27 protein-coding genes are annotated in these 23,700 nt (G+C 38.2%); 24 read left to right on the forward strand and 3 right to left on the reverse strand.

Features of this window, described 5'->3' with window-relative positions; all coding sequences use genetic code 11:
• Positions 1–147: 147 nt before the first annotated feature.
• A complete protein-coding gene (locus ACQKMR_RS13145) occupies positions 148–390 on the reverse strand; it encodes a hypothetical protein (RefSeq protein WP_427697689.1) in 243 nt (80 codons plus the stop codon).
• 224 nt (positions 391–614) lie between these two features.
• Here ACQKMR_RS13145 and ACQKMR_RS13150 point away from each other — a divergent pair, with 224 nt between their 5' ends.
• From ACQKMR_RS13150 to ACQKMR_RS13200, 11 genes are all read left to right on the forward strand, one after another.
• Complete coding sequence (locus tag ACQKMR_RS13150; protein ID WP_427697690.1) at positions 615–1,325, forward strand: anthrax toxin lethal factor-related metalloendopeptidase; 711 nt, start codon at positions 615–617, stop codon at positions 1,323–1,325.
• A 57-nt stretch (positions 1,326–1,382) separates the two neighbouring features.
• Positions 1,383–2,177 (forward strand): thymidylate synthase, encoded by a 795-nt coding sequence (locus ACQKMR_RS13155; RefSeq protein ID WP_427697691.1) that lies wholly within the window; start codon positions 1,383–1,385, stop codon positions 2,175–2,177.
• Positions 2,174–2,659, forward strand: a complete 486-nt coding sequence (locus ACQKMR_RS13160) for a dihydrofolate reductase (protein ID WP_427697692.1) — start codon at positions 2,174–2,176, stop codon at positions 2,657–2,659. Before ACQKMR_RS13155 ends, ACQKMR_RS13160 begins: the two co-directional genes overlap by 4 nt.
• A 150-nt stretch (positions 2,660–2,809) precedes the next feature.
• Positions 2,810–4,078, forward strand: a complete 1,269-nt coding sequence (ilvA, locus tag ACQKMR_RS13165; RefSeq protein ID WP_427697693.1) for a threonine ammonia-lyase IlvA — start codon at positions 2,810–2,812, stop codon at positions 4,076–4,078.
• Positions 4,079–4,270: 192 nt separating this feature from the next.
• Positions 4,271–4,462 carry a twin-arginine translocase TatA/TatE family subunit gene (gene tatA, locus ACQKMR_RS13170; RefSeq protein ID WP_427697694.1) on the forward strand — a complete coding sequence of 64 codons (192 nt, stop codon included), beginning with the start codon at positions 4,271–4,273 and terminating at the stop codon, positions 4,460–4,462.
• A gap of 85 nt (positions 4,463–4,547) precedes the next feature.
• Positions 4,548–5,300: a twin-arginine translocase subunit TatC gene (gene tatC, locus ACQKMR_RS13175; RefSeq protein WP_427697695.1), complete on the forward strand. Its 753-nt coding sequence runs from the start codon at positions 4,548–4,550 to the stop codon at positions 5,298–5,300.
• A gap of 157 nt (positions 5,301–5,457) precedes the next feature.
• Positions 5,458–5,703, forward strand: a complete 246-nt coding sequence (locus ACQKMR_RS13180) for a DUF2535 family protein (RefSeq protein WP_427697696.1) — start codon at positions 5,458–5,460, stop codon at positions 5,701–5,703.
• Between the two features lie 235 nt (positions 5,704–5,938).
• Positions 5,939–6,781: a DegV family protein gene (locus ACQKMR_RS13185; RefSeq protein WP_427697697.1), complete on the forward strand. Its 843-nt coding sequence runs from the start codon at positions 5,939–5,941 to the stop codon at positions 6,779–6,781.
• A gap of 165 nt (positions 6,782–6,946) precedes the next feature.
• Positions 6,947–7,537: an SCO family protein gene (locus ACQKMR_RS13190; RefSeq protein WP_427697698.1), complete on the forward strand. Its 591-nt coding sequence runs from the start codon at positions 6,947–6,949 to the stop codon at positions 7,535–7,537.
• Between the two features lie 297 nt (positions 7,538–7,834).
• Entirely contained in the window at positions 7,835–8,677 is an 843-nt protein-coding gene (locus tag ACQKMR_RS13195) for an SGNH/GDSL hydrolase family protein (protein ID WP_427697699.1), read from the forward strand.
• Entirely contained in the window at positions 8,674–9,258 is a 585-nt protein-coding gene (locus tag ACQKMR_RS13200; RefSeq protein ID WP_427697700.1) for a YpmS family protein, read from the forward strand. The genes ACQKMR_RS13195 and ACQKMR_RS13200 overlap by 4 nt, the downstream gene beginning before the upstream one ends.
• A gap of 56 nt (positions 9,259–9,314) precedes the next feature.
• Here ACQKMR_RS13200 and ACQKMR_RS13205 read toward each other — a convergent pair whose 3' ends face one another.
• Positions 9,315–10,058: a DUF4397 domain-containing protein gene (locus ACQKMR_RS13205; protein ID WP_427697701.1), complete on the reverse strand. Its 744-nt coding sequence runs from the start codon at positions 10,056–10,058 to the stop codon at positions 9,315–9,317.
• 192 nt (positions 10,059–10,250) lie between these two features.
• Here ACQKMR_RS13205 and msrB point away from each other — a divergent pair, with 192 nt between their 5' ends.
• Positions 10,251–11,210 carry a peptide-methionine (R)-S-oxide reductase MsrB gene (msrB, locus tag ACQKMR_RS13210; RefSeq protein WP_427697702.1) on the forward strand — a complete coding sequence of 320 codons (960 nt, stop codon included), beginning with the start codon at positions 10,251–10,253 and terminating at the stop codon, positions 11,208–11,210.
• A 43-nt stretch (positions 11,211–11,253) separates the two neighbouring features.
• Here the strand turns inward: msrB and ACQKMR_RS13215 are convergent, their stop codons facing one another.
• A complete protein-coding gene (locus tag ACQKMR_RS13215; protein WP_427697703.1) occupies positions 11,254–12,357 on the reverse strand; it encodes a GDSL-type esterase/lipase family protein in 1,104 nt (367 codons plus the stop codon).
• A gap of 300 nt (positions 12,358–12,657) precedes the next feature.
• On the opposite strand from ACQKMR_RS13215, the gene ACQKMR_RS13220 reads away from it, so the two are divergent.
• From ACQKMR_RS13220 to ACQKMR_RS13275, 12 genes are all read left to right on the forward strand, one after another.
• Positions 12,658–12,795, forward strand: coding sequence for a YjcZ family sporulation protein (locus ACQKMR_RS13220; protein WP_427697704.1), 138 nt, complete (start codon positions 12,658–12,660; stop codon positions 12,793–12,795).
• A gap of 352 nt (positions 12,796–13,147) precedes the next feature.
• Positions 13,148–14,122, forward strand: a complete 975-nt coding sequence (locus ACQKMR_RS13225) for a S66 family peptidase (RefSeq protein ID WP_427697705.1) — start codon at positions 13,148–13,150, stop codon at positions 14,120–14,122.
• A 259-nt stretch (positions 14,123–14,381) separates the two neighbouring features.
• Positions 14,382–14,711 (forward strand): hypothetical protein, encoded by a 330-nt coding sequence (locus ACQKMR_RS13230; RefSeq protein WP_057216807.1) that lies wholly within the window; start codon positions 14,382–14,384, stop codon positions 14,709–14,711.
• A 191-nt stretch (positions 14,712–14,902) separates the two neighbouring features.
• On the forward strand, positions 14,903–16,255 hold the full coding sequence (locus ACQKMR_RS13235; RefSeq protein WP_427697706.1) for an aspartate aminotransferase family protein: 1,353 nt from the start codon (positions 14,903–14,905) through the stop codon (positions 16,253–16,255).
• Between the two features lie 17 nt (positions 16,256–16,272).
• A complete protein-coding gene (locus ACQKMR_RS13240) occupies positions 16,273–16,986 on the forward strand; it encodes a CoA transferase subunit A (RefSeq protein ID WP_427697707.1) in 714 nt (237 codons plus the stop codon).
• Entirely contained in the window at positions 16,953–17,618 is a 666-nt protein-coding gene (locus tag ACQKMR_RS13245; protein WP_427697708.1) for a 3-oxoacid CoA-transferase subunit B, read from the forward strand. The genes ACQKMR_RS13240 and ACQKMR_RS13245 overlap by 34 nt, the downstream gene beginning before the upstream one ends.
• Before the next feature lie 17 nt (positions 17,619–17,635).
• Positions 17,636–18,901: a peptidase gene (locus tag ACQKMR_RS13250; protein WP_427697709.1), complete on the forward strand. Its 1,266-nt coding sequence runs from the start codon at positions 17,636–17,638 to the stop codon at positions 18,899–18,901.
• A gap of 80 nt (positions 18,902–18,981) precedes the next feature.
• On the forward strand, positions 18,982–19,830 hold the full coding sequence (ablB, locus tag ACQKMR_RS13255; protein WP_427697710.1) for a putative beta-lysine N-acetyltransferase: 849 nt from the start codon (positions 18,982–18,984) through the stop codon (positions 19,828–19,830).
• Between the two features lie 84 nt (positions 19,831–19,914).
• On the forward strand, positions 19,915–21,297 hold the full coding sequence (locus tag ACQKMR_RS13260) for a sigma-54 interaction domain-containing protein (protein WP_427697711.1): 1,383 nt from the start codon (positions 19,915–19,917) through the stop codon (positions 21,295–21,297).
• Positions 21,298–21,418: 121 nt separating this feature from the next.
• Positions 21,419–22,822, forward strand: a complete 1,404-nt coding sequence (gene ablA, locus ACQKMR_RS13265) for a lysine 2,3-aminomutase (protein ID WP_427697712.1) — start codon at positions 21,419–21,421, stop codon at positions 22,820–22,822.
• 1 nt (position 22,823) lies between these two features.
• Positions 22,824–23,105 (forward strand): YokU family protein, encoded by a 282-nt coding sequence (locus ACQKMR_RS13270; RefSeq protein ID WP_427697713.1) that lies wholly within the window; start codon positions 22,824–22,826, stop codon positions 23,103–23,105.
• 197 nt (positions 23,106–23,302) lie between these two features.
• Entirely contained in the window at positions 23,303–23,497 is a 195-nt protein-coding gene (locus ACQKMR_RS13275; protein WP_427697714.1) for a hypothetical protein, read from the forward strand.
• Positions 23,498–23,700 lie beyond the last annotated feature (203 nt).

The following is a 23,700-nucleotide window of genomic DNA, read 5'->3' on the forward strand; positions in this document are numbered from 1 at the left end:
GAAGGTAAAATTAAAAGACCTGAGTCCGATAGAATACCGAACTCAGGTCTTAGAAGCTGCTTAAACTATATGTCTAACTTTATTGGGTCAGATCAACTCGATTTTCATCGAGTTTGTCTACAGTCTGAGCTGACATCAAAAATGATGTCAGCTTTTTCTTTGGAAAATATCAAATAGTTGAAGAATGACAGTAAATGTTGTGAAAAAAAGAAAAGGTAAAAAAAAGTTAAGCCAGAGTGAAGTGATTAAAGGATGCAGCAATATACCGAAGAAAATAGAGAACAGCAAAAGGTCGAGAATGATAAACACTTTTAAACTGTAGATATCAAGAACTTCTTCGGCAAGTTCACGGTGCTCATGCAGGATGACCTTTTTATTATTGGTTTTCATGTAATCACCTTAAACCTTTTACGATTAGATACTGTTGATATATGAAAAATCCGGAGAATTGGTGCTTCCTGGGAGAAATCTTAAGCCAAATTTACCAGAAAAACATAGAGTTTTTACATTGTTTTAATATGCTATACTAATATAATAGTTTAAGGATTTTTGGTAGTTTAATATACATATATTTTCACAATATACAATGGATTTATGGAAAGGAATGGTTGAATGTGAAATATAAAAATTGGATAGCAGTACTTGTATTATTTGCTTGTTTCCTTTCAATGCTTTCCCTTTCCTTAGCTAAAGCGGAAGGAGTGAAATGGCGGAATTTGACGAAAGATAACCCTTTAAGGCAGGCGGAAATATTGCAGGAAAATAAAGAACTGCAAAGTTTATTTTTATTTCCTGAAGAGGATTTCGATGAACAGGAAGCCTTAAGAATTGTAGAATCTATTGATGCACTACCTCATTCCCTATTGTTGAAAACCGTAGACCATGGAGTGAGAATGAAGCTATTCAACGGAAATCTGACAGAAAATCAATCAGCGGCCTATTTAAAAGGGAAAGCTCCACGTGGTTATTTGAATAAAGATACAACATGGGATTCAGTACCAGGCATGGGTGGGTCATATACCGTATTAGTTAAAATCGGTGCAAGCGATAAGGGACACGGACATGGTTCTGTAAATTTGGAGCTACATGAACTTGCGCATTCCATTGATAATATTGTTTATAATGGCATCCGTGAGGATATAGATTATTTGAAAATTTGGGGAAAGGAAGTAGATGCACTGTTTCCTGGACAGTCTTATTTTTTAAATTATCCTGAAGAATACTTTGCAGAAACATTTGCCATGTTTTATGTAAACTTTGAAGAAAATCAATTACTTAGACATAAAGCACCTGAGACTTATAATTTTATTAAACAATTAGATTAAACATTGAGCTGAAATACGTTAAAATAAGAAAGATGAATGTAGAAAAGGTGGTTTACCATGAAGCAATATTTAGATTTATGTAAGCATGTACTTGAAAATGGATCTCAAAAAGGTGATCGTACGGGAACAGGAACGATAAGTACCTTTGGATATCAAATGAGATTCAATTTAAAGGATGGGTTCCCTGTCCTTACAACGAAAAAAGTTAGTTTAAAAGCCATTATTCATGAATTATTATGGTTTTTAAAGGGTGACACAAATGTCGGGTACCTTCAGGAAAATAGCGTGCGTATTTGGAATGAATGGGCTGATGAAAATGGAGAATTAGGCCCGATTTATGGTCATCAATGGCGTTCTTGGGGAGCAGCGGATGGAAGGCAAATCGACCAAATCAGTGAAGTGATTGAACAAATAAAAACGAATCCAAATTCAAGAAGATTGATAGTAAGTGCTTGGAATGTGGGAGAACTGGACGAAATGGCATTGCCGCCTTGCCACGCTTTCTTTCAATTCTATGTCGCTGATGGCAAGCTTTCGTGTCAGCTTTATCAGCGTTCTGCTGATGTATTTTTAGGTGTCCCGTTTAATATAGCTTCATATGCGCTTTTAACGATGATGATTGCTCAAGTATGTGATTTAGAAGTTGGGGAATTTGTACATACATTTGGGGACGTTCATATCTATTCGAATCACCTTGACCAAGTGGAACTGCAGCTGACACGAGATCCCAAACCATTGCCAATCATGAAAATAAATCCGGAAGTGAAAAATATCTTTGATTTTAATTTCGAGGACTTTGTTCTGGAAAACTACGAAGCCCATCCCCATATAAAAGGTGAGGTTAGCATATGATATCGTTGATAGTAGCTATGGATCAAAATCGAGTGATAGGGAAAAACAATCAACTACCATGGCATTTACCTGCAGATCTCCAGTATTTTAAAAAAGTGACGATGGATCATCCAATCGTGATGGGTCGTAAAACTTTTGAATCAATCGGGCGAGTACTGCCTGGTAGGGAAAATGTCATCGTTACCCGAAATCTCGATTATACTGCAGAAGGTTGTACCGTATTACATGATATTTCAGAAATTAATACGTTTGCAGATAAAAGTGACAAGGAAGTCTTCGTGATTGGTGGAGCGGAAATTTTCAAAGAAATCCTTCCTTATACAGACCGCTTATATATAACTGAAATTCATGAGAACTTTGAAGGTGACACTTTTTTTCCGGCAATTAATGATGAAGAATGGGAAAAGATCTCCTCTCACCCGGGAATCATGGATGAAAAAAATCTCTATCCGCATGAATTTATTATCCTACAAAAAAAATAAGAGTGAAATCCGATTATGGAACATTAGCCATAATCGGATTTTTTTGGTTTAAAACAAACAAAAGATAGAATTTTTAGAAAAATCAATTACATTAATAACAGTAAAGTGCTATAATAATTTAATTGATTAGGAAGGAAATGAGGGATTGTTATGAACCAGACTGCATCTAGGAATAGGGGGATACAATTGGAAGATATTCTAATTGCCTATAGAGAACTGAAAGAGATTGTTTTACATACTCCTTTACAAAAAAATCAGAGACTCTCTGATAAATATGAATGTAATGTTTATTTAAAACGAGAAGACCTTCAACATGTGCGTTCCTTTAAATTAAGAGGAGCCTACTATAAAATGAAAAGCTTGACCCAGGAAGAGACGAAGAACGGAGTCGTATGCGCCAGTGCAGGAAACCATGCACAAGGAGTAGCCTTTTCCTGTAGTCAATTAGGAATCCATGGAAAAATTTATATGCCTGCTACAACACCAAGGCAAAAAGTCGATCAAGTTCAGTTATTTGGCAGAGAAAATGTTGAAATAGTCTTAGTTGGTGATACATTTGATGATGCATTTGCCATGGCGATGGAATGCTGTGAAAAAGAAGACCGCTGCTTTATCCATCCATTCAATGATGAAAAGGTGATCGCCGGGCAAGGTACAACAGCTGTTGAAATCCTAAATGATTGTGAAGATGGAATTGACTACGTATTCGCAGCCATCGGTGGTGGGGGACTAATGGCCGGTGTATCAAGTTATTTCAAATTGGTCTCGCCGAAAACGAAATGTATTGGAGTAGAGCCACTTGGTGCTGCTTCAATGGAATACTCATTCAAAGAAGGAAAAGCGACTGAACTTGAAAATATAGATACGTTTGTTGATGGTGCAGCTGTTAAGTGTGTAGGACAGATGACATATCAGACTTGTAAGGAAAACTTGGAAGATATCGTTGTCGTTCCTGAAGGGAAAATCTGTACCACGATACTGGATTTATATAATCAGCATGCGATTGTGGCTGAACCGGCTGGGGCGTTATCTGTAGCTGCACTTGATTTGTATAAAGAACAAATCAAAGGAAAAACAGTTGTTTGTCTTGTCAGTGGGGGTAACAACGATATTGGCCGTATGCAGGAAATTAAGGAAAAGTCTTTATTATATGAAGGTCTGCTTTATTACTTTATCGTAAATTTCCCACAACGGGCGGGAGCGTTAAGGGAATTTCTTGATGAGGTGTTAGGACCGAATGATGATATAAGTCGTTTTGAATATACGAAGAAAAACAATAAAGAAAGCGGGCCAGCTCTTGTTGGTGTGGAGTTAAAAGACAAAAATGATTATAATGGACTGATTCAAAGAATGAATAAAAAAGGATTCTCCTTTGTTGAAGTTAATAAAGACAGTAATTTATTTCACTTATTAATTTAATTATAGACAAAATGATAAATTAGGTTAGAATAATACATATGTTTTTACATTTTATTCTACCTGTCCATTAATTTTGAGTAATCTGTCGATAATGTTACCATTTTATGAAGAAATGCCAGTTTACTTTCAATTGGCTGGAAATGGTATTATAATCAGAGTAGGTCGAATTACAACACCAAAGGGGATGTATCCATGTCGAACATTGGAGTACCTGGTCTAATTCTCATTTTAGTATTAGCTTTAATCATTTTTGGCCCGAAGAAACTGCCGGAAATCGGTCGTGCTTTTGGACAAACACTTCGTGAATTTAAAAAATCCACAAGTGAATTAACAAAAGGTGAATATGAAGAAGACAAAAAAATACAACAAAAAAATCAGGACTGATTAAATGCTGGGCGTAAGATGGAACCGTCTTGCGCCTTTATGCTGTAACAAAGATACGGATTTTCAGATGAAGGCGTGATCAACTTTGGAAGATAAAGAATTGAATATCATCGATCATCTCGATGAATTGAGAAAACGGCTTATTATTTCAGTTGTTGCTTTTTTCATCTTTTTTATCGTCAGTTTTGTTTATGTTGAAGAAATTTATCGTTGGTTTGTGAAGGGTCTTGATTTTGATTTAATGGTATTAGGACCGAGTGATATTATTTGGATTTACTTTATGCTTTCTGGAGTTGTAGCCATTGCTGCAACGATTCCGATAATTGCTCTGCAAATCTGGCTATTTGTTAAACCGGCATTGATGCCAAATGAAGTAAGAGCGACCCTTTCCTATATACCTGCTCTCTTCCTCCTTTTTATTGGAGGGCTTGCTTTTGGTTATTTTGTTATTTTCCCAACGATTCTTCAATTTTTGATCGAATTGGGCGATGGGATGTTCATAACCAACTTTACAGCGGATAAGTATTTTTCATTCGTCTTTAATATGACAATACCTTTTGCCGTTTTATTCGAGCTCCCTGTAGTTACCATGTTTTTGACCTCGATTGGTCTAATTAATCCATACGTTCTTCAAAAATTAAGGAAGTATGCATACTTTGTACTTGTAGTGATAGCAGTCTCTATTACGCCGCCCGATTTTATGTCGGATTTCTTGGTTATGGTTCCCTTATTATTATTGTATGAAATCAGTATTTCACTTTCTAAATTAGTTTATAAACGTAGAGTGAAACGCGAAAGTATGCGGGAAGAAATCCTTAACAATGAGGAAGGATTATAAAAAAAGTGACCCATAAAGGCATTATGCCCTTGTGGGTCATTTTTGTAATTTGAGAAAAGCTGGTGCTTGTCTATTTTTTATACATATGAATATTTATACTTTTGGGTTTATTGTGTATAATGTAAGCAATCGGTTAAAAATGAGGATTGATATTTTGATGTTCAAATGCTTGGAATTCAAAGATTGTTTTGGACATAAGGTCACAATTTCAGAAATTCCTGTTTTATTGCCTAGTGATCCGAATTTTTTTATGTTGACCGTGCGTTTGGAGGTATTTGTAAATCGAGTTTTTGATAATAAGGATCATAAAGAAAATTACTCATTTAAGCATTATTTAGCATCAGTACTTAAACAGCCTGTTTATCACAAGATTTTTTTTGAGAATTTACTTAATAATGCTTAAAGTGGACTGTTCCCATAGCTAACTTCTCCGATAAAAGAGATGCCTCTAATTCCATGTAATATCGAAAAAGCGGCGTGTGGTTAGTTGGCTTATGGGATGGTCTTTTTTTTTGTGTGATCATTTAGGGTTAAATATATTCTATAAAATAAAAAATGATTAGCTTTAGTTTGAATGCGTTCTTTGAGTAGGTATAATACAATAGATATGTTATGTTAATTTAGGGATGTGTGTAATGATGAATAAAGTAAAAATTGTAACAGACTCAACAGTAGATATGACACCGGAAGAACTTGAATATTATGATATAACAATGATCCCTCTATCGATCTATATTGATGGGGAGACTTTTTTGGATAAGGTTGAAATCGAACAGGAAGAATTCTTGGAAAGAATGAATCAGTCTAAGGAACTTCCAAAAAGCTCACAACCAGCAGTAGGAACCTTTGTGGAGGTTTATGATGAACTTGGGAAGGATGGTAGTGAGATTATTTCTATTCATATGACTGGTGGTATGAGTGGCACTGTCCGCTCAGCGGAGAGCGCAGCGAGTATGTCTGATACAAAAGTTACTGTTTTAGACTCTAAATTCATTTCAAAGGCCATGTCATTTCAGGTGATTGGGGCAGCAAAAATGGCGAAGGAAGGGAAATCTTCTGAAGAGATCATTGAACGGCTAGAAAACATCAAAAAACAGACAAGTTTAATTATTGTCATTGAAACTCTTGATAACCTTGTGAAGGGTGGAAGAATTGGTAAAGTTTCTGCGTTTATCGGTTCCCTATTGAACATCAAGCCGATTGCTCTTCTTGACGATGGTGTACTGAATCCTGTGTCCAAAGCTAGAAGCCAGTCACAGGTTGTGAAGTATATTGTCAAGAAATTCAAGGAAGATACGCAAGGAAAAACAATTAAAAGCATTGGGTTTGTTCATGCAAACGGTTTTGAAATTGCGGATAAAGTCCGGGAATCTATATCAGAATTATCAGGTTTTCACGATATAAAGATAGAGGCAACTACTGCTGTAGTCAGTACCCATACAGGTGAAGGCGCCATGGCTATTATGTATTATTGGGACTGATTTCTTATAGAAAAGCAGATACCGAAGTTATGTGTATGATTTGAGCTAGTTCATTGTTCAATAAATTGTCTTTAGTTTGTAGAAAGAGTTACTTTTCTCACACCACTTGGTCTGGTAGAATAAATGAAGTAACAGAATATTTTATACATAAAGGACGGGGTAGGGATGAGAATGCTGCATTTGCTTAAGGCAGCTATAGGCACAACGGTATTATTGCTGTTAACAGCATGCGGTTCAAGCGGAGTACCTGATGCGAAAAACTGGGACCTTGAAAATTTCAGTTACATAGATCAGGAAGGGGAACCCTTTTCAAAAAGTGATCTTAAAGGAAAGGTTTGGGTAACGGACTTTATCTTTACTAGTTGTGATGATGTTTGTCTGCCAATGACTTCAAATATGTCGAAGCTTCAAAAAATGTTGAAGGACGAAGGCGTCTCAGATGTAGAGTTTGTTTCCTTTTCTGTGGATCCAGAGATTGACAAACCCGATGTATTAAAAAAGTTTGGAGATCAATTTAATGTAGACTATGGAAACTGGCACTTCCTAACTGGTTATGGCCAAGAAGAGATCGAGCAGTTTGCATTGGAGAACTTTAAAACACTTGTTAAGAAGCCTGAAAAAGAGGACCAGGTTATTCACGGGACTAGCTTTTTTTTAGTGGATCAGGATGGGAAGATTATTCAAGAATACACAGGTTTGCAGGATATTCCATTTGATGAAATCATCAAGCACATTAAAATCTTACAGAATTATTGAACAGGTTAAATTACCTGTTCTTTCTGTTTTTATAGTTTTTAAATTAAAATAAAGGGAAAAGTACATTACCTATAGTCAAATAGTTGTAAATCGTTTATGAACGCAACAGCAGAAGTGAAGAATGATTTTACATGCTAAGTACATGCTAAAATTTATAGGACTAGCTTTAATTCCCTGCTTTATTTCATAGTATATAGTAACTATTGCTTTAGTAAGAAGTAGAATAGAAAGAGGGTAGATTGTTTGCAGTCTTTCGTTTTCTACATGATATAATATATGGGTAGGAAGGTGAGGATCATGTGGTACAAAATCACCTGTCTTTTCATATGCCTAGTTTGGATTTCAGGTTGCAGTCAAAGTGAAACTGTTTCAAATCAGTCATCAGTTCAGCAGAAGAGCGTCGTTGAACTGAGTGAAAAGGAAACCATTCCAGCCAGCTTTTTTCCGGATCCTGTTCAAATTGTTTCTATCGGTGATTCCTTGACCCAAGGTGTCGGCGATAGCAAAGATAATGGCGGCTATCTGCCTTATTTACAAAATAAGCTGGAAAAAGAACCATCCATTATTTCTGTAGAGATGATTAATCACGGAATTCGGGGAAATCGGACCGATCAACTTTTAAAAAGATTGGATAAGGCCGATATTCAAGAAGACATTGAACAAGCCGACTCCATTGTTGTCACAATCGGTGGAAATGATATCATGAAGGTATTTAAACAGAATTTTTCCAACTTGGAACTGAATCAGTTTGATTCAGCAAAAATAGGATATGAGAAAAGATTAAGACAGATACTTGATAAGGTGCGCTCTGAAAATGACCACGCCCAGATTTACCTTGTGGGCGTATATAATCCATTTTCAAAATGGTTTGCCGATTTTTATGAACTTGATATGATCATGAATGATTGGAATGAAAGCGGGAAAGAGATTATCAAGGAATATGACTCAGCTTATTTTATCGAGATAGCTGATATTTTTAAAAACTCTGAAGAAGACCTGCTGTATGCTGAGGATTATTTTCACCCGAATGATCGCGGGTATGAGTTAATTGCAACAAGAATCTATAATAACATGGAAATTACCACTATTGGAAAGGATACGTTAGAGGCAAGTGCCAAAGGAGATGATGACCAAGAATGACAAAAGTCAAATGGAAGGCTTTGTTTATTTCTTTATTAGCCCTAAACATCCTGGTCATCCTGTTCGTCCTGATTTTAGTTAATCTTCCGGCTAAAGATAAAGAGCTGATACCAAAAGTAAGTTACGAAGAGGATATACAATTTCAGATTCATACGAATCGGGAAGACCTGACTCGATTAATAAACCAGTATCTTGATAAAGAAGGATTGACAGGATCCATTCATTATGAAGTTTTTTTAACGGATGAAGTGGAGTTGTATGGAACAATGCCATTTTTCAATCGTGAAGTTGAAATGAAATTAACGTTTGAACCAATTGCTCAAAAGAATGGTGATTTGATCTTAAAGCAAAAATCTGTTGCTGTTGGACGAATGAATCTACCGGTTTCATATATCATGAATTTAATAAATGATCGGTATAGTATGCCGGAGTGGGTCAGTATTCGCCCCAACGACGAAAGTATTTATGTATCACTGCAAGATATGGAACTTAAAAGCGACATTAGGGTAAAGGCAAAAAAATTTGATTTGGAAAATGATGATATTTCATTTTTATTGACCATCCCATCTTCGCTGCAGTGATTAAAGAATAAATGGGTAAAAAACCAGGATAAGGGGTATCCTGGTTTTTTACCTATTTATGGAGTTAATGTTAGTGTTTCTAATGTAGGTTGATCTTGATTCAATCCGATTATATAAATGGTTGAGGAGGTGTCTGCTTGGAAATCTGTGTTAGGTAATGAGAGTGCAACATCTTTGGTACCAGCGGTTCTCACCTCAAAATCAACTTTCATAGGGTATAGATTTAAATATTCGCTTACTTTACGGAAGGGAAGATTCGCAAACACGACATCTCCATCTTTTACGGCAATATCTACTGAAGGGGTATTATATGATAGATGGATAAATCGAACCTTGGCCTCATTTTGAGGAACATATGGATTATCTTCTAATGTTAACATTTTCAACGATTCATTTGCCCCAGCGGTAGCAACTGTAAATGATTTTCCACTTTCGAGCCCGAGCTTACGGCTCAATAAGGTTGAAGTGGTTTGCCCAGTAGGGTATATATCAATTTGGTACTTTCCAGGGGGTAATGATAAATAACCACTGTTACTTTTATATGCAAAGTTCTTGAGAATGCGCATTTCGTTTACATATACATCGATTGCTGGAGCTTTTGGTGCAGCGTGTAAAATTCTTACATGTGCGGGTGCTACTGCATTCCTTTGTTCATATCTCATTGGTTGTGTTGCTTTTTCAAGATTTTTTAAGTGCTTATGATAATAATAATCATGCAGATGTGGATTGGTGTATTTATAGTAAGAGGATAGTAAATCATAAGCTACCGCTTTTTGTAAAAATGATTGTTTATTGCTCATATTTCTTCACCTCTCATTTTTCTTCACTATGAACCCATCATATGGAAGTATGCTTGGGCATGTGCCAAACCTAACTTAAAATGGTGAGGCAGCATATATAAATAATTTTGAACAGCAAAATATTTTACAGGGCAAAATAAAAGCGATAAAATGCATTCAATGGAACGTTTGTATAAAAGGAGGATTTTTCATTTGACAAAGCAATTAGAGAAAGCAACATTCGCAGGCGGCTGTTTCTGGTGTATGGTAAAACCATTCGATGAGCAGCCAGGTATCGAATCCGTTATCTCAGGCTATACAGGAGGTACAAAGGAAAATCCTACGTACAAAGAGGTTTGTTCTGAAACCACTGGACATTTTGAGGCTGTTCAGATTACTTTTGATCCGAGCGTATATCCTTATGAAAAACTAGTCGAATTGTTTTGGCAGCAAATTGACCCAACGGATGCTGGAGGACAATTTTATGACCGTGGCAGTTCCTATCAAACGGCGATTTTTTATCATGACGAAAATCAACGTGAAATTGCTGAAGCTTCCAAAGCAAAACTGCAGGAGAGCGGCAAATTTTCCAAGTCAATTGTTACTCCGATTATTCCTGCCCAAACGTTTTATCTGGCTGAGACGTATCACCAGCATTATTATAAAAAACAACCTGAACATTACGAAAGGTATTCGATTGGGTCAGGACGTAAAGCATTTCTACAACATCACTGGGGGGAAAAAATGAACAGTAAAGAAGAGTTAAAGCAGAAGCTTTCACCAATTCAATATGAAGTCACTCAAGATAATGGGACAGAACCAGCTTTTCATAATGAATATTGGAATTTGAAGGAAGCGGGACTATATGTGGACGTCGTTTCAGGCAACCCTCTATTTACTTCAAAGGAAAAGTTTGATTCTGGCTGCGGATGGCCAAGCTTCACTAAACCTCTAGTGGAAGAAGAAGTGGTAGAAAATCTAGATACTAGCTACGGTATGAGAAGGATTGAAGTACGCTCAAAAACTGCGGATTCACATCTTGGTCATGTTTTCAACGATGGACCCGGACCATCCGGATTACGTTATTGCATTAATTCTGCCTCGTTAAAGTTCATTCCGGTCCAAGATCTTGAAAAAGAAGGATACGGGGAATATAAGAAGCTGTTTGATTAAATTAAAAACCCTATCACTGGATGATAGGGTTTTTCTATCTGCTTTAGTAGTGGTTAATATCATCAGTGATGATCGATGATATGCGGACATATGGTAATGTGGTAGGATCGCTTTCCATTGTTCTTCCGGTTACTTCAAAACGGACCGTGTGTGAACCGGGAGAAAGACCATTGGTGATAAACAAATATCTTTCTCTGGCAAAGGGCCACCATGTATTTAAAGAAGTGATATTATTTCCATCGATAAATACAGCCGCTTCACCGCCATCGGGACTTCTAAGTAGTTTCACACCAAGAATACTCCCTTTGAAATTGTATTCAATCAGGCTCCCCTTTTCATTACTTGTAAAGTAGTCTCCTCTCGGACGAAAACCGATCATCTTTTCAAAGTTGTCAACTTCTGATAATTCTAATTCAGAACCGGCGTGAAGCTTGGAGGGAAGGCTTGCTATGGGCTTCTCCTGTTTTATATTATCAAGAAATTGTTCATAAATTGCATTAGCATAAAATTGATAGCCTAGTCCATTTGGATGAATCAAGTCTTTAGTCAGCTGTTTTTCAGTATACCCTGATGTCTGAAAAATTGGCCGCATATCTACATTAGTAGCCCCATAATGTTTAGATAATAGTTCGATAGCTGATGCAAATTCCTCATATTCCAAGCTACTTTCCGTTATTGTGAACACTTCCGCATTAGGATGGAGACGCTTCGCCTTCCTAATTAACGCCTCATACGTCATGATGAAATCGTCTACATTCATGTATTTGCGGTCATTTTCGCCGAATACAATGAAAATTAAATCTTTATGGTCATGTTTCTTTCTGTGGGAGAGCTTATATAGGCCTTCAAAAGCAGTAGAGCCGCTTTGGACCACATGATCCCCGTGTAAAGGAATATCGTTGACGTCATTCATCTTGTTTTCTAGCTGTTTGAACCATGTTAAATTAGGACTTTCAGCTCCAGAGCCTCTTCCAATACTGTCACCAACAACAAGGTATTGAATCGGCTGGCCGGATTGGAATTTTTGATAAACATTTAATGAATCATCTGATCCATAGGTTTTAGGAACTTTTTGAAGGATATAGCTGATTAGAAGAATCGTGGCAATTGCAGCGAAAGGGATGAAGGATTTTGCGTTCTTTTTCAATTTAGTTCCTCCGAATTAACATTTTATTTATCTAAATGAGATAGCTTAAAGGGCTAAGAATGGTTTTTTCCTTATTATATGCCAATTTGTAACTTACACAATAAGTACTAAACGATTTTTTGACATTTTCGCGGTTGCTCTTGGCTGCTCACCTAAATATGATTTATTAAGTTGAAAGCAATAATTGGAAAGTTTTTTTCTTAAATCTGAAAAAATAGGCTAATGCACAGACCAAGGCGGGCTTAATGACATATGGTAAGGTGTAAAGAGAAATAAGAAATTAAGAAGGAGTGAAACTTAATGTACGGATATGGTGGATTTGGCGGAGGATATGGTTATGGTGGTGGCTGCGGTGGCTGCGGTTTTGGTTCAGGGTTCGCATTAATCGTTGTCTTGTTCATTCTGTTGATTATCATCGGTGCTTCATTCTGTTGCTAACTAAATAAAAACTAAAAGACCAGTTAATAAAGCTGGTCTTTTCTTATTGTTAGTATTTCACCGGATTTAATTCTTATTTAAATACATACTTGCTCAGGCCAGTGCCTGGGGGGCTGGATTGCCCTTGAGATTATCGAAAAAAAACCAACAGAAAAACATCAAAGAATCGGTTTTAGCTGGTGAAAGAAAATAACCAGGAATCCTAGTTATTTTGGTGGATTAAAATGAACAGGGAAAACTAGAACTTGTGATAATATAATGAGAATGCATGTTCTTAAGTGTCCCGGTTTTTCTTTATTCAGCATATCTGCTAAAATAACGAAAGATGTAATTATTTTAGGGGGAAAAAGATATGAAACCTTCTCGTTTAAAAGCTGGCGATGAAATCCGGGTTATTGCACCTTCGAGAAGTCTGGCGATTGTCAAAGGGGAACAACGCAGACTGGCAGAAGAAAGATTAATGGAGCTTGGATTTAAAGTGACATATGGTAATACGGCTTTGGTCCATGACGACTTTTTCTCGAATTCAATTGAAGATCGAATTGAGGATTTACATAATGCGTTTAGGGACCCAAATGTAAAGGGAATCTTTACGGCTATTGGTGGTTATAATGCCAACCAATTACTACGATATATCGACTACGATTTGATTAAGGAAAATCCTAAAGTGTTGATGGGGTATAGTGATATAACGGCTATCTTATTGGCAATTTATAAAAAAACAGGTATAACTACATACTCTGGTCCTCATTTCTCGACGTTCGGTATGAAGGCTGGACTAGAATATACAATGGAATACTTTAACAAAGCGGTTCTCCAAGTTGAAGATTTTTATCTTGATCCAAGTGAAACGTGGAGTGATGACTCATGGCATTTAGAACAGGATGATCGCACTTTCCATACAAATTCAGGATATATGGTCATTCAGGAAGGGGAAGCGACAGGGACAATTATTGGAGGTAATCTTTGTACAATCAATCTTTTACAAGGTACAGAGTATATGCCTTCTTTAAAGGATAGTATCCTGTTTATAGAAGATGATGAAGAAAGCCATCCATTCAGTTTTGACCGAGATTTACAGTCATTGCTTCAATTGCCAGATGCAATCGGAATAAAAGGAATAGTCATAGGTCGTTTCCAAAAGGAATCCGGGATGACAGATTATGCGTTGCAGGAAATTATTGCAACAAAGAAAGAAATAAATGGAATACCTGTCATCGCGAATGCTAACTTTGGACATGTACATCCATTTGTAACAGTCCCGATAGGTGCAAAAGCAGTGATGAATGTGAAAAACGGAAAAGTAACTGTTAATGTTCTTTCATAAAAAACTATAGATAAAACGCCGTTCAAAAGTGGACGGTGTTTTAAGTTATTTTGGATGTGGTCTGGATTCCCTATAATATGAATACATGTCTACTTGCCTGAAGCTTTGTTTTTTTGGTTTATTTTAGGAGTAATACCTCTTATCAGCGCTGAATATTTTACTATTTTACAAGCATTATTAGGGAATATGAGGCTAATTGTTCAATTTCTATGTTTTTCTGATATAATACTAAGAGATTTAAAATAGAAAAGGTGATTATGTGTTATTAACAATTCCCGCATCCATTCGTTTAGAAGGGGCTTTGGCCGAGTATAATAAAAAAGGCCGTGTAAGCCATACTTGCTTCGTTTGTAACGAAGACACTTCAAATGGTGATGCAAGTAACTTGAACTACTATAAGTTAGGTACTAAAAAAGTTTGTCATTCCTGCATGAAACATGTTTTACGTCATCCATCTTTAAAAGAGTATGAATATGTACATACCTCAGTCATTGATAAAACTGCTTTTTATAAAAATGTGCTGGCTGTTTTAAAGGATGAAAATTTTTTAGAGTCAATTCGTCAAGAAAAGCTAAATAGCGCATTGTAAGAAAAAAGTGTATCTCTTGTGGATACACTTTTTTTGTCCCCTTTTAAGAAACCTCCTTATAATGGCCCATTCCATAAATCTAAAAGAAATTTACAAGCTTAGGTCAATTTCCTTAGCAAGATTCCCTGAAACAGGACATACACTTTACTATAATGCTAGTTTGTTTCTCAAAAGAAGGAGAGTGTGGGCATATGGATCAGTCTTCATTGATCAAGCCGGTACTAGGTGGAGCCTACCCGACTATCAGTCATGGTCAGGGAGTATTTTTATACGATAAAGAAGGAAAGAACTACCTGGATGCTTCATCCGGTGCTGTTACGGCTAACATCGGCCATGGTGTTCAGGAAATCTTTGATGCTTTGAAAAAACAAGCTAATCAGGTTTCATTTGTGTATCGTTCACAGTTTACGAGTGAGCCAGCCGAGAAGCTCGCAAAAAAAATTGCTGAACTAACAAAAGGAGAACTGACTTATAGCTTTTTTGTAAATAGCGGCTCCGAAGCGACCGAAACTGCCTTGAAAATTGCCATTCAGCATTGGCAGGAAAAAGGGAAACCTAAAAAACAAAAAATTATTTCCAGATGGATGAGCTACCATGGCATCACGATGGGGGCTCTTTCTATGTCGGGCCATCCGATTCGCCGTGAGCGGTTTACTGCTTTACTTGAATCATACCCTTCCGTTTCTCCTCCATATTGCTACCGCTGCCCACTTCAACTTGATCCCCATACGTGCGGAATGGCCTGTGCTGCGGAATTGGAAGCAACGATTCGACGCATTGGTGGTGACAATATTGCTGCTTTTATTGCTGAGCCTGTCATTGGCGCAGCCGGGGGAGCTATTGTTCCACCGGATGGTTATTTTCAAAAACTCAAGAAAATTTGTGAAGAGCATGACATTTTATTCATTGCCGATGAAGTTATGACTGGATTCGGTCGGACTGGTAAGATGCTTGCTTCCGAATATTGGGATGTAGAACCTGATATCGTAACATTCGGAAAAGGAATGAGTGGGGGCTATACTCCTATAGCTGCCGCTGTAATGACGAGAAAAGTGATGGAGCCAATCATGAGTGGCTCTCAGTCGATTATCGGAGGGCATACACTTAGCGCCAATCCTTTATCGTGTGCGGTATCGTTAGCGGTGTTAGAATATGTAGAAAAAAACAATCTCGTTGAAAAATCAGCCGACAGAGGGAGAAACTTAATTGGAGGGCTGAAGAAGTTAGGAGAGAAGTATTCCTTTATCGGAGACATCCGTGGTAGGGGTTTATTGATTGGTATGGAATTCGTCCAGGATAAAGCGACGAAGTCTCCACTTCCAAAGGTTGTCGACGTGACTAATGAAATCATTAAATTGGGAATGAAAAATGGAATCCTATTGTACCCTGCAGCAGCGGGTCTAGATGGTGTAACGGGGGCTGCAATTATCATATCTCCACCTTTAACGATATCGGAGGATGAGTGTGCAGAATTGTTAAGGAGGCTCGATATAACACTTCGGCAATTTAATGAACAGATACTACCAGGTTATCTGTCATCCTAACAAGGAAGTGAGTTAGTGTGTTAGAAAATTCATTCCAGAAAATTTGTCGTTTCGAGGATGTCCTGCATCTCTTTAAAGATAATCAGTCTGTTCTCTTTGGAGGGTTCGGTGGCATCGGTACCCCGCCGGGATTGATCAATTTAATCTTGGAGTCAGGTATTAAAAATTTAACCTTAATCGGAAATGATACTGGTTTTCCAGATATAGGGGTCGGGAAACTGGTCACACGGCGACGTGCGAAAAAAATCATTGTTTCTCATATTGGTTCTAACCCAAATGCGGGCTTATTTATGAACAACGGAGAGCTGGAAGTAGAGTTCTCACCGCAAGGGACGCTTGTCGAACGTATCCGGGCAGGTGGGATGGGTCTTGGTGGGATTTTGACCGATATTGGTCTGGAGGCCGATATAGTCCGTGACGGAAAACAAACCATAAGGATTGGTGAGAAAAATTATCTAGTGGAACCTGCGTTGACTGCAGATATCGCTATTGTTTACGCAGAAAAGGCAGATCCTTATGGAAATCTAATATTTGACAAAAGCGCTCGGAATACGAATCCGCTCGTAGCGACTGCTGGACAAATCACTATTGTCGAAGCAGTGCAAATCGTTCCACTTGGCGCTTTGAATCCGGAAGACATTATTGTACCGGGAGCATTTGTGGATTATATCATTCAATCAAAAGGAGTCGATTGGAAATGGGTTTGGGAACCAAAATCAGAAATCGATTAGCGAAACGAGCCGCAGCAGAAATAAGCAATGGCATGCTGGTCAATTTGGGAATTGGTATACCATCCCTAGTGCCGAATCATCTTTTGAATGATCACCGAGTTATGTTTCATGCTGAAAATGGGCTTGTTGGAATCGGGAGTTCTCCAGAAAAGGGGAAGGAAGATCCGCATCTCTGCAATGCTGGAGGTCTTCCCATTACCATTAGAGAAGGAGCTTCATTCTGTGACAGTACGATCGCATTTGGAATGATACGACGGGGCAGGGTGGATATTACGATTCTTGGAGCACTACAGGTAAGTGAATTAGGCGACTTGGCTAATTGGAATGTACCAGGAAAGAGGGTACCAGGGATGGGTGGGGCGATGGAACTTGCGGCAAAGGCCAAAAAGGTCATCGTTTTGATGGAGCATACCGATAAAATAGGCATGTCTAAATTAGTAAAAAAATGTACGTTACCTTTAACCGCTAAAGAATGCGTACATATGATTATCACGGAGCTTGGCGTGTTTTCTGTGACGCCCGAGGGCCTCTTACTAACTGACTTATTTGAAAATTCTAGTGTCGAGGAAGTCAGGAATCATACCGAAGCCTCGTTTACGGTCTCTAAAAATATCCATATTTTAAAAGAATGAGGGAGGAGAATGGTGATATGTATGAAGAAAAAATCAGAACTTGGTTGAACGAACATCGAACGAATGGAATTAGGCTGTTACAAAAGCTGGTGCAGGAACCGAGCAAGCGTGGGCAAGAGGGAAGTGCACAAGCTATTGTAGTTGAAAAGTGCAGACAACTTGGTCTCGAAATAGATTTATGGGAGATTGGGGATGAAAAATTAAGAAATCATCCCCATTTTTATTGTGATCGTAAGGATTTTAAAGGAAACCCCAACCTTGTTGCGATTAAAAGAGGAAGCGGCAACGGCAAATCTCTCATTTTAAATGGTCATATTGATGTGGTTCCCGAGGGAAATCATGCAGCTTGGCACGATGACCCATTTAGCGGCGTAGCAAAAGACGGAAAAGTGTTTGGGCGTGGAACGACCGATATGAAAGGTGGCAATGTTTCTTTATTATTAGCACTCGAGGCAATTGTTGAATCTGGGATACAATTGAAGGGGGATGTGATTTTCCAAAGTGTGATTGAAGAAGAAAGCGGAGGTGCAGGTACACTTGCCGCAGTCTTGCGAGGATACCAGGCTGATGGGGCAATCATTCCTGAGCCAACCAATATGAAACTATTTCCACTTCAACAAGGATCGATGTGGTTTCGGCTAATAGTCAAAGGTAAGTCGGCACATGGTGGTACAAGATATGAAGGGGTAAGTGCAATAGATAAAGCAATTGGTGTAATGATAGAAATCAAGAAGCTTGAACAAGAACGAAACGAGTCACTTCGTCATTCTCTCTATAAAAATGTAACAATTCCAATTCCGATTAATATTGGTAGTATTCAAAGTGGGAATTGGCCTTCTTCTGTGCCGGATACAGCCGTCCTAGAAGGCCGGCTAGGGATCGCTCCAACGGAAACAATGGAAGCGGCACAACGCTCGCTGATGCAGCGTATCGAGGCTCTAAACCAGACTGATTCATGGTTCAAAGAAAAGCCCATTGAATTAGAATGGTTTGGGGCTAGATGGTTGCCTGGCAGTCTTGAACTTGAGCATCCACTGATGAAAACAATAGGTGCATACTATGAAAAAGTGATGGGTGAGCAGCCGCTAGTTGAAGCTTCCCCCTGGGCGACGGATGGAGGTTATCTTTCATCAGTAGGGAAGACTCCTGTAGTTGTCTTCGGACCGGGGGAAACGAAGTTGGCTCATGATTCTAATGAATATATAGAAGTAGATAAAATGATGGACGTTGCAGAAATCATCGCTTTAACTATTATCGAATGGTGTGGAGTGGAAGAGCAATAATACATTTCTCACGGGTCTGATTCTCCAAGGGTCAGGCCTTTTGTTACAATAATTAGATTGATAGGAAAGGAGCAAGTTAGATGGAGACAGGAATTATTGAAAAAAGAATTCAAAAACCGCGTTGCACATTACATATTACAATCGACGGGTTTAATAAGAGGGTCCGGGTGGACGATTATCTCGGTCATTTTCAAGATTGCTTAGAGGAATCTTTGAAAGTGGCTGAGAACATATCAGCAGAGAAAATTATTTTTAAAACACGAAAGGAAAATGTTCAAGAATTACTAGTTCAGGGTTTTTTATATGAAGGAAGTATCGATAAGTACTTTTTAGGAAGCGATTGCTTCTTCCTTGTAAAATATAATAAGAATGAACGTAGAAATAGTGAAAACTGGGAAAAGGAGGATCAAATCCTTGCAGGTGTACAGAGTCTCGCGTTAAAAGCAGATTTAGATGTTCCGCCTGCAGCCTATCAATGTCGTAAGGTAGAGGAATCTGATGCTATTCAGCTGGCACAATTGTATGGAAAGGTGTTTGAAGTATATCCCACTCCGATGAATGATCCGGAATATGTGAAAAAGTGCATGAAAAACGGAACAGTTTTTTATATTTACGCCCATGAGGATAAAATCGTTAGTGCTGCCTCAGCAGAAATCGATGCCTTCTACCATAATGCGGAAATAACTGATTGTGCGACACTGCCCGAACACCGGCAGTACGGCTTAATGAAGCATTTGATCGCTAAACTTGAAGACCACCTTGTCTCACATGAAATTTATTGTATCTATTCAATTGCCCGATCACTGTCATTCGGTATGAATGCGGCCCTGCACCAGCATGATTACTCATACCGAGGGCGATTGGCCAATAACTGCTACATCTTCGATAAACTTGAGGACATGAATCTGTGGGTGAAAAATTATACATGAATGCTCATTTTCAGGCAGGTTTATGACAAGTTTTTGGCATTTCCTCATATATATTAAGTAAGGACGTATTAGAGGAGGTGGACCTTGCCTAGTGAATTTTTTAATACAAGTGAAGTATTAGAAGCCATACTGGAAACCATTGATGAGGGCATTCATGTTATTGATCCGAAGGGACAAACCATCTTTTATAATGGAGTGGCTGCCAATCATGATGGAATGAAAGTAGGGGAAGTACTCGGGAAACCATTACTTGAAGCCTTCCCTTCGTTAAATCACAAATCTTCTACATTACTGAGAGTTATTAAGTCTGAAAAGCCTATTTATAATTACAGTCAATCGTATGTTAATGCACATGGGAGGATCATTGAAACGTTAAATACAACGCTCCCCATATATGTAGATGGGTTTATAGTTGGTGCCATAGAAATAGCCAAGGATTATTCGAGTTTGAAGCAGTTATCTGAACGGTTAGCTGACCTAGAAAGCTCGCTCAAGACAATGAAAGGTCCTGAAAAAAAAGCGGAAGTAAATGGTGATTTATATACGTTCAACGATATTTTAACCAGTGATACTGAATTTAGAAACTTAATTTCACAAGGGAAAAAGGCTGCCCGTTCCTCTTCCTCTGTATTAGTTTATGGAGAAAGCGGTGTAGGAAAAGAACTTTTTGTTCAAAGTATCCATCAGGATTCTAACCGCAGAAAAGAGCCGTTCATCGCACAAAATTGTGCGGCCTTACCTGAAAATCTGTTAGAATCTCTATTATTCGGTACCGCTAAAGGCAGTTACACAGGTGCAGTGGATCGCCAGGGCTTATTTGAATTGGCCAATGGTGGCACCTTGTTTTTGGATGAATTGCAATCGATGCCGATTGATTTGCAGGCAAAGTTGCTGCGGGTGCTTGAAGATGGGTTTATTAGGAGGATAGGTGCCGCAAAGAATGTGCAGGTGGATGTAAGGATTATAGCAGCGATGAATATAGATCCGAAAAAGGCCGTTACCGAAAACAAGTTACGAGCTGATTTATTTTACCGATTACATGTATTAAGCTATGAACTGCCTCCGTTAAGAGAGCGCCCTGAAGATATAATACTCCTTACTAATCATTTTATCTTATTCTTTAACAAGAAATTAGGACTATCCATAGAGGGAATTGATGAGAAGACAAAGGTTTTCTTACAGAATTATCATTGGCCAGGGAATGTTAGAGAGCTTAAGCATACGATTGAATTCATGATGAATCATACGGAAAAAGATATATTGACACTTGAAGATTTGCCGCAGTTTTTAAAAAAACATCCAACTTCAATAGAAAAAATACTTCCACTGCGTCAGGCAATGATGGAAATGGAGACGAAATTGATCAACGAGGCGCTTCTTCAAACAGGAGGCAATGTCTTTCAGGCCTCGAAGCTATTGAAGATTCCACGGCAGACCCTGCAATATAAAATTAAAAAACATACTTAAATGTTTAAAAATTCGGATGTAACAAGTAATCCGGATTTTTTTATGTACATATGTAGCATTTGGTTGATTTTGGCATCCTTCTTGCATTATATACTACTATCAAGACTCAGGAGGTATTACCATGTTATTTGACTTATATAAGCCCGAGCGTGATTGGAAAGATATAGAGCTATGGAAAAATGTAACCGATGAACAATGGAACAACTGGCTGTGGCAGCTTACGAATACTATCCGAAATGTGGAGGATTTGAAAAAAGTAATAGACTTGACTCCTGATGAAGAGGAAGGTGTCAGGATCTCTACGAAAACTATCCCATTAAATATTACCCCCTATTATGCTTCGTTGATGAATAAGGATGACCCAAGGTGTCCAATCAGAATGCAATCTGTACCAATCTCAGAAGAAATGCATAAAACCAAATATGACATGGAAGACCCGCTTCATGAAGATGAAGATTCACCAGTACCGGGATTGACTCACAGATATCCTGATCGCGTCCTTTTTTTGGTGACGAATCAGTGCTCCATGTACTGCCGCTATTGTACGAGAAGACGCTTTTCAGGGCAAATAGGTATGGGCGTACCAAAAAAACAATTAGACGCTGCAATCGGCTATATTCGCGATACACCAGCAGTCCGAGATGTTCTTATTTCCGGCGGAGACGGATTATTGATTAATGACACCATCCTGGAATATATTTTAAAAAACTTAAGGGAAATCCCACACGTTGAAATAATAAGGATAGGTACAAGAGCTCCAGTTGTATTTCCTCAACGAATCACAGAAAATCTGTGTGCAATTTTAAAAAAGTATCATCCAATTTGGTTAAATACGCACTTCAATACATCAATAGAAATTACCGAAGAATCAAAGAAGGCGTGTGAGATGCTGGCAGATGCAGGTGTGCCGGTTGGCAACCAGGCTGTTATTCTAGCCGGTATAAATGATAGTGTCGCGATCATGAAAAAGCTGATGCATGACCTCGTTAAGATTCGTGTCCGTCCTTACTACATTTATCAGTGCGACCTATCAGAAGGAATTGGTCATTTCCGAGCCCCGATTTCTAAGGGGATTGAAATTATTGAAGGCTTACGCGGTCATACATCTGGGTATGCAGTCCCTACTTTTGTTGTAGATGCCCCAGGGGGTGGAGGGAAAATTACATTACAACCGAATTATATCCTTTCACAATCACCGACAAAAACAGTGCTTCGTAATTTTGAAGGAGTGATTACCACATATCCAGAACCTGAGCATTACACACCAGGACTTGCAGATGATTATTTCAAAGGGGTATACCCTGATATGGAAGAAAAAAGGTCAGATATAGGAATAGCTGGTTTGATGAACGACAAGCAATTTAATTTAGTACCTGAAGGGCTGAAGCGAATGAATCGCCGAGAAAATTACTTTACCAATCCGGAGCATGCTTCCTTAAAAAATCAACGTGAAAAGCGAGATCAGCTAAAAGAAAAGAAATTCCAGGCCCAGCAAAAAAAGAGCACTCCAAAGGGGGATGAATAGCATGGGAACTTGTCCATGGTGTGAGATAGGAAAACTTTCTTCGGTAACAGGTACGGTCTATTGGGAATTACCTGATGGAACGCGAGCCGTTGAAATTACTGAAACTCCTTCTTCCCATTGTGAGAATTGTAAAGCTCTTTTTCAGAGTGATGAAATAGTAAAAGAAATTGAAGATCAGCTATTTTTAATTGATTCGAAAAAGCTTGCAAAACAGACGACGTATGACGAGTTATTGAAGATGAAGCGGGTGTTAAAGCGGAATTATTTTGATTTTGGGAAATAACAAAATAATTAGAAGTTGCCTCATCTACTTTTTTTGGTGAGGTTTTTCTGTGCGCCCGGCGGTGCGGTCTATAGGGTGCACATCTCGAACGGTGAAGGCATTAGTAGCGGTTGCTTTCCGTGGTGACGCGGAATTCTGAAGGAAGCAAGCGGTAAATTGAGATGTATTATTTTGGAAGCCTCTTTTGGAGAGGTCTTTTGAAATTTCTTCAAAATGAAGGAAGAGGGAGTTCCTTAAACTTTTTTAGCTTTTTAGAGAACAAAGCTGAAGCATCACCGCCATCTGCGAGGGTCACAAGGAGTGTTGTTACCCCAAATAATGAAACGGTCATCGTTGAAAAACCAGCTAAGATAATAGTTGCATTAAATACAGGTGGAAAAAAAGAAAAATGATATTTATCTAGTGCCGTTACAAAAGGACTTCCTTTTCATTAAACGCCCCATTTGCATCTCCTCACATATTCAAATTCCTTTTCAAAGCAAGTAGGTATTTAGAGATTACCTGTTTCTCTGAACATTCCCCAAATGAATTCATACATATTCATCCCGCCTATAAATGTGATTGTGAGAAATTACCACTCTTAATAAACATTTTT

Origin of the sequence: Peribacillus sp. NPDC096540 (assembly GCF_050278525.1) — a bacterium.
GTDB lineage: Bacteria > Bacillota > Bacilli > Bacillales > DSM-1321 > Peribacillus.